Genomic DNA, 13,583 nt, shown 5'->3' with positions numbered 1-13,583 from the left:
GAAATTGATGGAATTCAATATAAAAATAATGGTTTTAAATATTTTTAGTTTCTAAAATGAGATAGTATTGAATCTATTTTTATATCAAATAATCATTATTAAATAATAGATAATAATTTATTAATAATATTATTTAGCTTTAATATGGTTGATTCAGCTTTTACCTTTAAATTAAATGCTGCAATTTATACTTTGTGATTCAGCAACAACCTTTAAACTAATAAGTCTCTTTAAAATTCACTTGCAACTATAGTTACTTAAATCTCGATAACTACAGTGAGGTGATATCTTGAATTTACATAAAGATAGAAATTTAAATGCTACTGATATAAAAAAATATTTTTCATTTTTATACAATGATAAACAGATAAGGATCGTTCTTACTACAAGTAATCAATTCTTATTTGTTGGATACGATATAGGAAAAAATGCGATTGGAATAAAAAATCCTTATAGCTTAATCGAAAATATGGACAATCGATCTAAATACAGTGCTGTAATTACCTTTAATCAGGATATTAACCCTCAACGCTATATTTTAGTTGATTTAGAGGGACTCCATCATATGGTCTATAGAGCCAGAAAAGTTAAGGTTAATAGATTAGATTTTATTCATTGGGCCATATCTATAGAAAAAAATATACTTTAATTCATTTTATTAAATTGGCTTTTACTGAAGTAACTATCCTTCATATGATTTAATAAATATCCCGGTTAAATATTAATTATTTTGTAACCCTCAACTTTCTAACAACTTATTACGACTTTTAAATAGGAATTGGAGGTGAGAAAATGAATTTAGATATAAGTATAAGCCTGTTGCTATTTATATCCTTAGGGGTACGCGCATTTTTATTTGAAATAAAATTTCAGTACACACGTGAAAGATTACGCAGTATTCATGAATTGTTTGAAATTTTTTTAGACTGTTCTTTTTGTAATGGCTTTTGGACTGGATTTTTTGGTTATGTAATTGTAAATGGTATTGATATTATTCTAATACCATTTGCTATTTTAGTTGGTTCTTCCTCATACTATTTAACGTTATTTGTTAAAAGTCTTACACAAAAAAATTAAGAAGCACAGTTTATGTCGTTTATTTCCTAAATTATCCACTCCACATCTTTATCTACTTAACCCTACTAAACTTTAGTAGGGTTTATTTAATATTCCTATTATTTCTATCTCTATACAAATTTCCAAACTAAGAAATTGCTCAAAATAGCAAAGTACATTTTGTACCTTACCTTGTTTACGCAACTAAAACAATAAATAAGACGACTATTAAAGTATCGATTACCTTTAGAAATGGAGTGAACAATATGATTTTCTTTTCAAGTAAGCACCGAATTAAAGATCTTTCTTTTCTAAATAAACTTTGGATGACACCCGTAGCTTATGGACTAAAATATCTTGCCGGAACTGTAATATACATTGCAGATAAATTTGATGAAAAGGTAAGATTTGAAATCCTAAAAAGACATATCTAAAATGGAGGAAATGAGAAAATAAAAAGAGGATTTATTCACTTTAAGAAAGGTTATAACGAATTGATAAAGGCCACTTTAAATTCCTGCCATCATGCAATGAATTAAAAAACATTTATAAATCCTTTCTTGAAAACTTTAGTTAGGGAGATATTATTCCTATAAACTATACAGGATAGTATTAGGTATCGCGGTGATTTCAAGTATAATTACGGACTTAAAAAGTTTAAAATTGCGTTAGTAAGAAAGAATCACTCTAAGGATATTTTTACTAACGCAATCTTACTTATTTTCGAAAAAATATTTTAACAATCTATAAATAGATTTTCTACCTAAAACATCGTATTATCATTAGCTGCTTCACTTGGAATCTCTTGAATTACATCCCAGTGTTCGACAATCTTTCCATCCTTTATACGGAAAATATCCACTATAGCAACTCCCTTATCTTGAGAGTGAGTACGAGAATGTACATGAAGAGCAACTGTATCTCCTTCAGCTACTACACGTTTAATTTCTGCAAAAGAATTAGGGTTCTTAACAAAATCCTCCTTAAAGAAATCCATGAAAGCTTTTCGTCCATCAGCTACAAAAGGATTATGTTGCTTGTAATCCTCACTTACATATTTTTAGTAAAAAAACTCATAGTTGAATTTAATGTATCTAATTCCTTTTATTATCAGAATAAGCCTTTACAACAACTATTTATTATTTATTATTTTGTATTTCATTAATTCTATAGTTTCTTTAATACACTTACCATTATCCATTGTTATATCTAATTTCTATTTAAAACCCTTCTTTGTAAGTTTACACCTATATATCGTGTTAAATTGTGTGTGGCAAGATAAAACAAGCTGTTAAATTTAATTATTGTTAGGTAGCTTCTACGGTATGATATTATCACACAATTAGTTATACATATAAAAAAGGTTTCCTGCCTTGTAACAGGAAACCTTTTATGTATTATTAACCTATAAACCTAAAATTTTAACAATCTGAGGTGCCTTAGCATTATCTATATAATAATGCATCTCTAACCCTCTTCTTTCTGAACGGAGTACGGTTCTCCTCAATTTTGATAAATGTTGTGAAACAGTGGATTGGGGGAGTCTTAATATTTCCGTTAACTGTGTAACATTACACATTTTATGATGCATTAATTCATTTACAATTTGTAATCGAACAGGATGTGCCATTACTTTTAATACATCTACATCGTCTTCATGGATTTCAGCTAGATTTCTTTCAGATATTAATGTTATCATTTCGCATTCTCCTTTATTATTAATTTCTCTTTTCCTTTTATCCTTATAATTAATACTTATAGCTAATTACCATTTGTCCTGTTGAGAAAATATATTCTCTTTTTAAAACAAAAAGGACACCAATTCATAAAAACGTTTTTTACTGCTTTAATGAATTGATGCCCTCTAATTTTTTGACCAGAATATATCTTGTTTTAAAGGATATCCTCAATTCCTTTTTCTCACATCTAGTAAAAAATATGTATTTCCTTTAAAATCCATATCAAGAATATTCTTCAAACCCTAAAAACATAAGTTTATTACAAAGTTTCTATCGAAAAACAATATGCAACTGGCTGGGGCTATTATGAAACTTGGTTTAATTGGAACTCTATGTTACCAGCTGGTACAACTTAAGAATTAGTCACTTTCTCAGACAATGGAGAAGATATTTGGGATGCAGGCACATTCCGCTATAAAGTTGAAGTTACAAATGCTGACGGTTCTGTTGATACAATTTACATAGCGCCAATAACATTAGTAAATTAAATAATAGGTTGGCTTCACATCTTATAATATATACTTTAACAATATCATTAAATCTTCACATAGATATACTGGATCATGAAAAGAAGGATTACACCTTCCTTTTTTATATTTTAAAATAAAAACGTATCCCCACCTATATTTATCTATACCAATTTAAGAAATAAATAATTCAAAAAGAAAAACACTACAACAAAGAATGTCTATTTGTTTCTTTTCGTTAATTTTCCTACATGTTGTATATAAAAAAATAAAGTAATACCTGTCATAGTAATTAAAAAGATTTGATAGTAATCAATCAACTGTAGTACCCCCTCCATACCAAAATAAACTCAACGAAATATTCACTATAAAACCAACGTATGTAAAAAAACAGCTACAAGTCCATTCATAGTTTTAAAAATTTGTCCTCCTCTTCTTCTAAGAATATTCAAAATTTCAAATAGATTATCTTATATCGCCATCTTATGTATGCAGAATTACATATCAAACCATATCGAAAATCATTCTCATTGTAACTATAATGGTTTCAAGAAGTGGTGTTTTTACTTCCTTTTCAAATCTCAAAATATATTAAAGGTGACACTAACATTGTGAAAAAAGCTATTTTAGCAGGGGCACTAGGAATTGTAGTACTATCAGGTATGAATTTACCAGGAGTAGAGGCATCAAAAACAAGTGCAGCAACTACAAATTTAGAAACTCAAGAAGTTACAAAATACTACTCTATGAGTTCCTATGAAGTTTCCCAAAAAAAATCATTTAATCTTAATAAAGGGGAAGAACTTACGGTCTTTGTACAAAATTCCGGGTTCCCAATTTCTTATACAGTCTTTGATGCAGATAATCAAGTAATTGGCACATACAATGCTAATTCACCATATGGTCGCGTATTCAAAGCACAATAAGACGGTAATATTTCTGTTCAATTTCAAGCAGGAGTAAATTCTTCTTACATGAAGAAAATGAATTTCACAGCTAAATTCGCAGTTTCTAAACTTAACCAACAATAAAAAATTTAACGATCCTCTTTAAAAACAAATTAAAAAGGTATATCCCTTCAATGGGATATACCTTTAACTTTAGTGAATTTTATATTGACCAGATAACCTCTCTTGCGCCATACGAACTAAACGTTTCGTAATCTCTCCACCTACTGAACCATTTGCTCGTGAAGTTGAATCTGGTCCAAGTGTAACGCCAAACTCCTGAGCAATTTCATACTTCATTTGCTCAATTGCACTTGCTGCCGCCGCTACCAAAATCTCGTTTGAATTATTATTTTCTCGAATTTGCATTTCTAACACACCTCCATTTAATTGGTAATATCATGCTCTATTTCCAATTAAATATGCAAAATTTAAATTTATTTAAGTAAGCGTGTGATTTACATTAATACATTCCAATTAAAAAAGATTTTATAAATGAATCAATATAATCCTTATTGATTATATTGAATTTTAAACTATCCATTAATTCTTGTAACTCTTGTGATAGCCAACTTAATGATGTTGCTAGTTCCGCAATAGTGAGTTTAGTGTTTCACTTAACTCTTTGATGTTCGGATATTAACAATATATTGTTAATAATCACCATTTTATAGGTACACCTACATATAGGCCAAGTATGCAATTACAGAACGTTTGTTATAAAAAAACGTAAACATGTCAAACAAAAAAGACTCAATTACTATATCTCATCCCTTCTTTTAAATATAAATCTACTACCTCGTTCTTAAATTCTACATTGTTAGTGACTCTAATTTTCCCCATAGAAAAATCCGCTCTTAACTCTCAATCAATTTCTTAAATTTCTTTTCTAATTGATCTGGTGGTAATACACCTCGCACATGATCTACTATAATTCCATCTTTATTAACAAAAAATGTCGTCGGTAAAGAAAATACTTTATAATCTAGTCCAGCTACTCCGTCCATATCTAGTAGAACAGGAAACTCAAACCCATAGCGATTAGCAAATGCGCTTGCTTCTTGTACTGGGTCACTAACAGTTGCATTCACCGCAAAAATTTCAACATCCTTTTTATATTTATCATACATATGAACTAAGTCAGGTGCCTCCATTTCACACGGCCCACACCATGATGCCCAAAAATTAATAATATATGGTTTTCCCTTGGCATCATTTAACGACTGCAACTTTCCGTCTAATCCTTTTAATGTGATGCTAGGTGCTTTAAAACCGACTTGTGGTAATACTTCTTTCTCCTGTAGCTCTGCTTGTTTCGCTTTTCTTTCCTTTTCTTCTTTCTTTAAATTATAAAAGTTAACCCCCGCCCAAAGGAGAGCACCTACTAGTATAATAGCAATTAGTTTCTTCACTTTTCTTCCTCCTCATTTTTAAAAACCTGTAAATCCACCGAATAGACGAATAAAGAATGCTGTAATTTTCGTCATTTAATTTGTATACAATAAAACACCTGTAATATATGATAAATAATATATATAGGGATAAAAAGTATCATGATATAAATGACAATACCTCTATCCACACTACATAGAGTAGTGTTCATCCTTAAAAAAAGAGGCTATATGCACTCTCCGACAATAAGGACAACCGACACACAGAATAACCCTATTGTTACATATACCGAATTCGTATGTAACGGGATATTAAACTTCACAACTTTTTCATTTAACACTTGCTTGATTCGTAAATTTATTGCTGTTTTTGCAAATGAAGCTGTAACACATCCATTTTCCATTGTCTTTATTTTAATCAATTTTAATAATGCACTACCTAACTCAAATGAAGATTTCATTTTTTGCATCGCATATTTATCTGCTGCTAACTCTTGATACGTATGATATCGTTGTAACAATCCTTTTAATATCGGGATGTACATCATTCCTTCTGCTAATAACGTAAAACAAAATAATTTTAGCGGATCCCAATTATTTTGATGATATTCTTCATGGAAAATAATCGCATCAATTTCTTCATCTGAAAATGTTTGAAGCAACCCTTCCGAAATGACAACTTTCGGACGGAATAATCCAATTGTAAATGCTGCAACTTCCGCAGTCGGCAGTATATGTATTTGTTTCCCTTTTCTAATAAATGGGATAAGTGCCTTTTGTACTTTTTTACTATAGAAAAATTGTCGCCAAATTCTTTTACAGACAATCAATACAGTAATTAATAATAACCCTGCTATTATAATACGAACCATTGATAGTTCTTTCATATGTTTTTCTAACTGAAACAAGCAAAACTTTGAAAGGAATAATGCCTTATTTTGAAAAAGAAATGGGTATGTAACATAATACAATAACAAGTTGAAAAAGAGGGTACTAACAATGAGCGCTAACAATACGATTTTACGCATTTGCCATTTCATTTCATCGATCCTCTTTTTTTAACTGATTCAATTTGTCTTCTAATTTTTTTATTAAATTCGGATCAGCCTGCTCTAGCTCATCTATCATATGAGTTACAACTAAATCTCCAAATTCCCCCACTAATTCCTGTGTCATTTTCTTCGTTTGATTGGATAAGAATTCTTCTTTCGTTTGTATAGCACGATATAAGCCACTTCTTTTCACAGTCTGTTTTTCTAGGTGTAATTTCTCTACTAACCTGTTCATAACTGTCATAACAGTATTAAAATTCACAGGCGATTCTTCACTTAATCTCTGCTGGACTTCTTTAATAGTAATACCTTCAGTAGACCAAATAATCTCCATAATCTTCGCTTCAAGCGGTCCAAAGAAATGATTTAATCCTTGCTCATTTAACCTATAGTTTTGCGTAAACATCGTATGACTCCTTTCACACTACGAATTGTAGTACAAATTAAATGAGAGGTCAAACGCGAGTAATATAAACTAAAATTCACTACCTATAAATACGTACCTCATTCTATTCATTATAAGCCTAACTTATCTCCAAATGTATCAAAAAGATACTGCTCTAATATTTGTACACTAAACTTCTCATTACGTCCAAGTGCAAATAATTCCCGATCTTTCGCTACGATAGTATCTAACGGAATAGCTACATTATCCACTATTTTTGTAATTTCAATTATATTACTTTTTACATTTACTTCTGTTTTAAATTCAACGTTTTCTAACACTATATGTGAACGTCTTCCTGATGCAAAAAAAGTAAAATTAGGATTTTTAACAACGCCAATTTCAGTCTCTAACGCATATAAATAGTGAAAAATTACATCTCTGTGTCCATCTTTTATTATTTTTTCATCCTTCTCATCGTCTAAGTATTCTTTCAGCTTCGTTGTAAATTCAAATCGAAAATCCACTTTTTTCACGCTCCTTCTTTGTATTTCATATTAAATAAATATATTGAAATAATTTTAACATATTGTAATACAACTTCCTATTAAAAGTAAAAACTGTTTTAAAAAATCGCTATTATTTCCGATACCCTTTTAAAATATAAGTATAAATTCAATATGAATCAATGCGTCATTATATCTATTTAAACATATTTTTTCCATATTTTGAAACATTAGTATGAAATATTATATATCAATGTATGGTTTCTAATGCATTGGTATATATAGTCAGTAGTTTCTTTACTATTCCGATATACTTAAGCTACATTTTCTAATTATTGATTACATTACGGAAGGAATGTAACTCTCTTCTATCGAATTTTTATATAACAAAAATAATTAGGTGGTGCTTTACTATGAAATTAGCTGTCATTGGTGGCGGTGATTTACAAGATTCAAATCACTTGCCTATTAATGAACGCCTTATAGAATTAACAAATAAACAGTACCCAAAAATATTGTTTATTCCAACGGCTAGTCATGATGATGAAAGCTATATAAAATTATTTTTAGACACTTTTGAAAAACAATTACATTGTGAAGTACAAATTTTACGTACTACAACAGATTCACCTTCAAAGTATGAAATAGACGAGATGATTCATTCAGCCGATTTAATTTATTTAGGTGGCGGGAACTATATTCACATGCTTACGCAATGGAAAGAACATAGACTCGATGAAAAATTATTATTGGCTCTGCAGCAAGGAACACTTATTGCTGGTTATAGCGCTGGTGCTATGTGTTGGTTCACGTCTAGTATCCGATCAGATTATGAAGGTTCTGGTTATATAGAGAGTAACGGATGGGGTATTGTTAATAAAAGATTTTGTCCACATTATAATCAATTAAACAGAATGAACGCCTTCCATTCCTTTTTACAAAATCATCAAGGGAATATAGAAGGAATTGCACTGGAGGATAATTGCGCTTTATATATTACAGAGGAATCCTTTGAGATTATCGGTGAACCGGAAAGAGCGTGGGAGTTTTATATGAGTGATAAAACACTCATTAGACAACATTTTGATATAACTTTAAAAAGCTATTTATAAACCTGAACTTACGAAAAAATGTCCCTAAGTCTAATAACTTAGGGACATTTTTCTATTTAACTAACTAATCGTGTAATTCGTTTCTTTTGCCATGAAAGCTTATAATATGCATACTGTAATATTAAGCTGACAATAAATGCTGCTGGATACCCGATCCAAATGCCTTCTATTCCAAGACTTGTATGGTAAGAAAGATAATATGCTACGGGTACTTCTACAAGCCAAATTGAAACAACTCCAATAACAGTTGGCCAAAGTACTGTACCGCTCGCTCGCATTGTCGCACTAATAATTTGTGCATGACCGAAAATTAAATAACTCCATAATGTAATCATAACTAAGCTATGAGCAATTTCAATTGTAGTTTGACTCGTTAAAAATAGTGATAAAATGTCTCTTGAGAATACGTAAATAAGAGATATTAACACACCACCGATGACGTAGTTCATAATAATTCCGGCCTTCACAACTTTCTGTAATCGATCAAATTGATTCGCACCAATCGATTGTGCCGCAAAAATGGAAACTGTAATACCAAGGCTAACTGCTGGCATTTGTACATAACTTGCAACTTGATTCACAACGCCGTAAGCAGCTGTTGCATCCGAACCGTAACGATTTACAAATGCGATTACGGCAATTTCAGATAATGAAACTAATATCATATTAATACTCGCTGGAATACCGAGCCTTAGTAATAGCTTTAATAACTCCCCATCCATTCGAAGGTATTTTCTAACCGTTCCATCTAGTTGTAATGGGTGATTTTTCTTCTTTAAATACACAAGCATGACAATAAACGTAATAACTGTAGATATAACAGATGCATAGGCCGCTCCATACACATCTAATTTCGGAGCTCCTAACCATCCAAAAATAAGAATCGGTAATAAGATCATATTTAGCGCTGTACTTACAATTAAAAAGTAAAATGGCGTTTTAGAATCTCCTGTACCTCTCATAAATGTTGTATATGCGAAATATAAAAATAATACTGGCATCGATATAAATAAAATCCGTGCATAATATACACTTATTTCAATAATATTTTCTGGCGTTCCCATTAGACGCATAATATCCATCGCAAAAATACTGCCTATTATCGCCAACACAACTCCAATAATAAAGGTAAACGTCAACGTCGTACCAACGATAGCTTTTAAACGATCTTCGTTTTTAGCACCAAACGCCTGACCAATTAAAATAGAGCTTCCTGAACCGATACCAATTACAAATGAAACGAGCAAGAAAAATAATGGGAAGAATGCTGATATAGCCGCTAAATCATTAACTCCAAGCCATCTTCCTACTACTACCATACCAAATAATTGTCCAACTGATTGTAGTACATTACTTAATAATAACGGTACTAAAAACATCGACATCGATTTCCAAATCGGTTTACTCTCACTTTCCAACTTATGTGACTCCGCACCTTCTTTATTGTTATCTGCAGGTGGTTTCAAATTTCATTTCTCCTTTTATTAAACATCTATTTTCAATCTCTATCTCTTTGTATAGTTGTTATAATACTGTGCTTCTATTCATTTTCTTTTCGTATGATTATAACTTCACCCAATATTGACTTCCATCGGCTGTTCGATCTAAAAATCCATATTCGATTAAATATCTTCTTAAAGTTACAAAATCAGGGTATACATTTTCTATCACTGTATTTACTTCTTTTTCAGTATACTTTTTATTACTATCAAACTTCTTCACTAAATGGCGCAATATAATTAATTTACGCTTTTGTTTCTTCGGAAATTTAGAGAGAGGTCCATCTAATCCTTCTGTAAAATGAGCTTTTAATACTTCATCATTTTCTTCTTCCGTAATATTGTATCGATCATCCACCATCGTTGCTGTTCTATGAATTGGCACAAATTTCGTTTGTACTTTTGATTTTTCTTCTGATAATTCCATTAGCGCTAAAAATACTTTTGCTTGCTTCATTTTCTCTCGCAGTGTAAATCGATGATTACGAATTGTTGATGTACTTCCGCCATCCATCTCTTTTACAATTTCTTTATCATTCAGTCCCATATGGAAAAACTGAACCATTTTCTTTTGTAAATCCGTTAAACCAGTAAATTTCTTATCCATATTTAACAAATAATCAAACATAGACGTATGCTCATTTTGAATATGCAATTGGACGAACTTCTCTGCTTCATACAAAATTTGGTTATCTTGATAAATAACACCTTTAATAAATGTTTCACCACAAGCTAAGCAAATGTACTCCTCTTTTTCTTCATCAAACACATACCCTTTCTTTAATTCCTCTATTGACGCATCCCAAAACTTCTCTGAAATATCGCTCATACTAAACACTCCTTCAAAATGTTTATTTAAAACCAAACAAATCAATATATCGTTTATTATCACTTCATCATCTTATCACAACGCAAACAAACATTTCAACGTTTCGTTTGCCCATTTTATAAACTTTTATAAAAACATCTAACAAAAGGGTTTAATACAACGAAAAGCGAATATGTTTATACAAATTCATTTTATAGGATGTGAAATAGAACATAAATATTCTTCAAGACCCTTAGTTTACCGTTAAACAAATTGCACAGAATACATATGCGATTAGTGAATATGGAACTGGTATTCACTCATTCCAAAACTTCAGTATTCAATTTTAACTACAAAAAAGATGTTTTCGTATAAGAAAACATCCTTTACTTTTTATATATTCTATTTACAGTCTCTACTAAAACCTTACTTGCTTGTACAAATGTATGCTTTCGATTTCTATCTTCAACAAATTTATTAGCACAACTACTCATAATGATCATACAACTAATTATGACTAACGCTATCTTTCTATTCTTGTAAGTCACTTTATGCCACTCCACTATTACAAAAATTCTTTTGAATTTATCCCATCAAGAAATTTTACATGAATAATAAAACGCGCGAATATGCAATTCTGCATATTCACACGTTTTATCACAATGTTATGATTTAATTTAGTTAAAGAACAAGTATACCGAGGTGACTAACTTGAAATTTAAAGCGAAAAAAAATCCATTCCACGTCATTTTCATTACATTATTTATAATTATTTTTTTCGTTTCGTTATTCTTCCAAAATGAAAATTCTATTTTTTTCACTCTCATGATGCTATTAAATATCGTGAATCTTTCTTCATTCTATTTCTCTCACTACAACATAACGGAATCATCTCTTGTTGTAAAACACGGTTTCATTTTTCATACTGAAATTCCATTTGAAGATATTCGTCACGTTAAATACTCTGGTAAAAAACTTCATTCAAAAAAATGGACTAGACAACAATTAGAAATCCATTACAATTTATTTGACTCAGTGACCACTTTCGTACCACTAGAAGAAGAAAAATTCATTTCACTCTTAAAAGAGAACTGCCCACAGATGAAAGTAATGAATACGCCTGCTAACAAATAATATATTTTGAAGCTTGTAGTATTGCAAGTAGATGAAACATAAAAATGAACATCAAAAAAGCCAAGATTCTATACTAAGAACCTTGGCTTTCTCTATTACTCTTTTGGAGCAATCATTTTCTTTGGATCTACAATTTCATCAAATTGCTCTTCTGTTAGTAGCCCAGATTGCAATGCTGCTTCTTTTAAAGTTAACCCTTCTTTATGAGCATGCTTCGCAATTTTCGCTGCATTTTCATATCCGATATGTGGGTTTAGCGCTGTTACAAGCATTAGTGAACGATTCACATTTTCATTAATTACTTCTTCATCTGCTTCAATACCAACTGCACAATTGTCATTAAACGAAACAATTGCATCCGCTAATAAGTGAGCTGATTGTAAGAAGTTATAAGCAATAACAGGTTTAAATACATTTAACTCAAAGTTACCTTGGCTCGCAGCAAATCCGATTGTTGCATCATTCCCCATCACTTGCGCTACAACCATCGTTAATGCTTCACTTTGCGTTGGATTTACTTTCCCTGGCATAATAGAGCTTCCCGGTTCATTTGCTGGAATAATAATTTCTCCAAGACCACTACGTGGACCACTTGCAAGCCAACGTACATCGTTAGCGATTTTCATTAAATCCGCAGCTAATGCTTTTAATGCACCGTGAGTATATACAACTTCATCATGGCTCGTTAATGCATGGAACTTATTTGGTGCAGAAACAAATTGTTTACCTGTAAATTGACTAATTTCCTCTGATACCATCTCACCAAATTTAGGATGAGCATTGATACCTGTTCCAACCGCAGTTCCACCAATTGCTAACTCTTTCATATATGTATTGCTCTCTGCAATCATACGCTCTGTTTTTTCAAGCATACGGTGCCATCCGCTAATTTCTTGCCCTAAAGTTAACGGCGTTGCATCTTGTAAATGTGTACGACCAATTTTTATAATATGTTCAAATGCAGTTACTTTTTCTGCTAAAGTTTCTTTTAATTTCGTAATTGCTGGTAATACGTGATTTTCTACTGCGATTACACAAGCTACATGAAGCGCCGTTGGAAATGTATCATTTGAACTTTGTGACATGTTCACATCATCATTCGGATGAATATGTACGTCAGATCCCTTCTCTTTCAAAATTTGATTCCCACGATTTGCAATTACTTCATTCACATTCATGTTTGACTGTGTACCACTACCTGTTTGCCATACGACAAGCGGAAAATGTTCATTCCATTTCCCTGCAATCACTTCGTCCGCAGCTTCTACAATTGCTTCTGCTTTTTCTTCTGATAGCTTTCCTAATTTTTGATTGCTAAGCGCTGCACTCTTCTTTAAAATTGCAAATGCTTTTACAATTTCAAGTGGCATTTGCTCTGTTCCAATTGGAAAGTTTTCTTTACTACGTTGTGTTTGTGCTGCCCATAATTTATCAGCTGGAACTTTTATTTCTCCTAATGTATCTCTTTCAATTCTGTACTCCATGTT

13 protein-coding genes and 3 pseudogenes are annotated in these 13,583 nt (G+C 31.2%); 5 read left to right on the top strand and 11 right to left on the bottom strand.

The window, feature by feature from the left end; all coding sequences use genetic code 11:
* Positions 1 to 289 precede the first annotated feature (289 nt).
* Positions 290 to 649, top strand: a complete 360-nt coding sequence (locus tag ACS2QP_RS09655) for a hypothetical protein (RefSeq protein ID WP_149215451.1) — start codon at positions 290 to 292, stop codon at positions 647 to 649.
* Positions 650 to 792: 143 nt separating this feature from the next.
* Entirely contained in the window at positions 793 to 1,077 is a 285-nt protein-coding gene (locus ACS2QP_RS09650) for a hypothetical protein (protein ID WP_044584300.1), read from the top strand.
* A gap of 742 nt (positions 1,078 to 1,819) precedes the next feature.
* Here ACS2QP_RS09650 and ACS2QP_RS09645 read toward each other — a convergent pair.
* Both ACS2QP_RS09645 and ACS2QP_RS09640 read right to left on the bottom strand, forming a co-directional pair.
* Positions 1,820 to 2,116, bottom strand: a pseudogene (locus tag ACS2QP_RS09645) (nuclear transport factor 2 family protein); the annotation flags it as partial.
* Positions 2,117 to 2,461: 345 nt separating this feature from the next.
* On the bottom strand, positions 2,462 to 2,755 hold the full coding sequence (locus ACS2QP_RS09640; RefSeq protein ID WP_044584299.1) for an ArsR/SmtB family transcription factor: 294 nt from the start codon (positions 2,753 to 2,755) through the stop codon (positions 2,462 to 2,464).
* Between the two features lie 1,118 nt (positions 2,756 to 3,873).
* Between ACS2QP_RS09640 and ACS2QP_RS09635 the strand changes: the two are divergent.
* Positions 3,874 to 4,293: pseudogene (locus ACS2QP_RS09635) on the top strand (hypothetical protein).
* Positions 4,294 to 4,362: 69 nt separating this feature from the next.
* On the opposite strand, the gene ACS2QP_RS09630 reads toward ACS2QP_RS09635, so the two are convergent.
* The 6 genes and pseudogenes from ACS2QP_RS09630 to ACS2QP_RS09605 form a co-directional block, all read right to left on the bottom strand.
* The gene (locus ACS2QP_RS09630; protein WP_001167053.1) at positions 4,363 to 4,578 is read right to left on the bottom strand and encodes an alpha/beta-type small acid-soluble spore protein; all 216 of its coding nucleotides are present in this window, start codon (positions 4,576 to 4,578) and stop codon (positions 4,363 to 4,365) included.
* Between the two features lie 488 nt (positions 4,579 to 5,066).
* Positions 5,067 to 5,621: a TlpA family protein disulfide reductase gene (locus ACS2QP_RS09625; protein WP_006923231.1), complete on the bottom strand. Its 555-nt coding sequence runs from the start codon at positions 5,619 to 5,621 to the stop codon at positions 5,067 to 5,069.
* An 18-nt stretch (positions 5,622 to 5,639) separates the two neighbouring features.
* A pseudogene (locus ACS2QP_RS09620) lies at positions 5,640 to 5,726 on the bottom strand (cytochrome c biogenesis protein CcdA); the annotation flags it as partial.
* Between the two features lie 101 nt (positions 5,727 to 5,827).
* Positions 5,828 to 6,640, bottom strand: a complete 813-nt coding sequence (locus ACS2QP_RS09615; RefSeq protein ID WP_000871925.1) for a M56 family metallopeptidase — start codon at positions 6,638 to 6,640, stop codon at positions 5,828 to 5,830.
* A gap of 1 nt (position 6,641) precedes the next feature.
* The gene (locus ACS2QP_RS09610) at positions 6,642 to 7,058 is read right to left on the bottom strand and encodes a BlaI/MecI/CopY family transcriptional regulator (RefSeq protein ID WP_000495077.1); all 417 of its coding nucleotides are present in this window, start codon (positions 7,056 to 7,058) and stop codon (positions 6,642 to 6,644) included.
* Between the two features lie 110 nt (positions 7,059 to 7,168).
* On the bottom strand, positions 7,169 to 7,564 hold the full coding sequence (locus ACS2QP_RS09605) for a DUF3942 family protein (protein WP_000347524.1): 396 nt from the start codon (positions 7,562 to 7,564) through the stop codon (positions 7,169 to 7,171).
* Positions 7,565 to 7,956: 392 nt separating this feature from the next.
* Here ACS2QP_RS09605 and ACS2QP_RS09600 point away from each other — a divergent pair, with 392 nt between their 5' ends.
* Entirely contained in the window at positions 7,957 to 8,655 is a 699-nt protein-coding gene (locus ACS2QP_RS09600; protein WP_000762118.1) for a peptidase E, read from the top strand.
* 56 nt (positions 8,656 to 8,711) lie between these two features.
* Here ACS2QP_RS09600 and ACS2QP_RS09595 read toward each other — a convergent pair whose 3' ends face one another.
* Together ACS2QP_RS09595 and ACS2QP_RS09590 are read right to left on the bottom strand one after the other, a co-directional pair.
* Entirely contained in the window at positions 8,712 to 10,121 is a 1,410-nt protein-coding gene (locus ACS2QP_RS09595) for an MATE family efflux transporter (RefSeq protein ID WP_438882361.1), read from the bottom strand.
* Positions 10,122 to 10,218: 97 nt separating this feature from the next.
* Positions 10,219 to 10,983 (bottom strand): DUF2087 domain-containing protein, encoded by a 765-nt coding sequence (locus ACS2QP_RS09590; RefSeq protein WP_001280271.1) that lies wholly within the window; start codon positions 10,981 to 10,983, stop codon positions 10,219 to 10,221.
* Between the two features lie 690 nt (positions 10,984 to 11,673).
* Here ACS2QP_RS09590 and ACS2QP_RS09585 point away from each other — a divergent pair.
* Complete coding sequence (locus tag ACS2QP_RS09585; RefSeq protein ID WP_000669069.1) at positions 11,674 to 12,096, top strand: PH domain-containing protein; 423 nt, start codon at positions 11,674 to 11,676, stop codon at positions 12,094 to 12,096.
* 95 nt (positions 12,097 to 12,191) lie between these two features.
* Here the strand turns inward: ACS2QP_RS09585 and fumC are convergent, their stop codons facing one another.
* Positions 12,192 to 13,580: a class II fumarate hydratase gene (gene fumC, locus ACS2QP_RS09580; RefSeq protein WP_000456608.1), complete on the bottom strand. Its 1,389-nt coding sequence runs from the start codon at positions 13,578 to 13,580 to the stop codon at positions 12,192 to 12,194.
* Between the last annotated feature and the right edge of the window lie 3 nt (positions 13,581 to 13,583).

The organism is Bacillus cereus group sp. Bce019, from assembly GCF_051781745.1.
In the GTDB taxonomy this organism is placed as follows: Bacteria; Bacillota; Bacilli; order Bacillales; family Bacillaceae_G; genus Bacillus_A; species Bacillus_A cereus.
Note: the sequence above shows the minus strand (reverse complement) of the source record. Positions and strands in the feature narration are given on the sequence as shown.

Excerpts from the sequence above, each read along its gene's own strand:
- ACS2QP_RS09630 (WP_001167053.1), bottom strand. The coding sequence starts at position 4,578 with ATGCAAATTCGAGAAAATAATAATTCAAACGAGATTTTGGTAGCGGCG.
- ACS2QP_RS09590 (WP_001280271.1), bottom strand. The coding sequence starts at position 10,983 with ATGAGCGATATTTCAGAGAAGTTTTGGGATGCGTCAATAGAGGAATTA.
- fumC (WP_000456608.1), bottom strand. The coding sequence starts at position 13,580 with ATGGAGTACAGAATTGAAAGAGATACATTAGGAGAAATAAAAGTTCCA.
- ACS2QP_RS09610 (WP_000495077.1), bottom strand. The coding sequence starts at position 7,058 with ATGTTTACGCAAAACTATAGGTTAAATGAGCAAGGATTAAATCATTTC.
- ACS2QP_RS09640 (WP_044584299.1), bottom strand. The coding sequence starts at position 2,755 with ATGATAACATTAATATCTGAAAGAAATCTAGCTGAAATCCATGAAGAC.
- ACS2QP_RS09650 (WP_044584300.1), top strand. The coding sequence starts at position 793 with ATGAATTTAGATATAAGTATAAGCCTGTTGCTATTTATATCCTTAGGG.
- ACS2QP_RS09615 (WP_000871925.1), bottom strand. The coding sequence starts at position 6,640 with ATGAAATGGCAAATGCGTAAAATCGTATTGTTAGCGCTCATTGTTAGT.
- ACS2QP_RS09600 (WP_000762118.1), top strand. The coding sequence starts at position 7,957 with ATGAAATTAGCTGTCATTGGTGGCGGTGATTTACAAGATTCAAATCAC.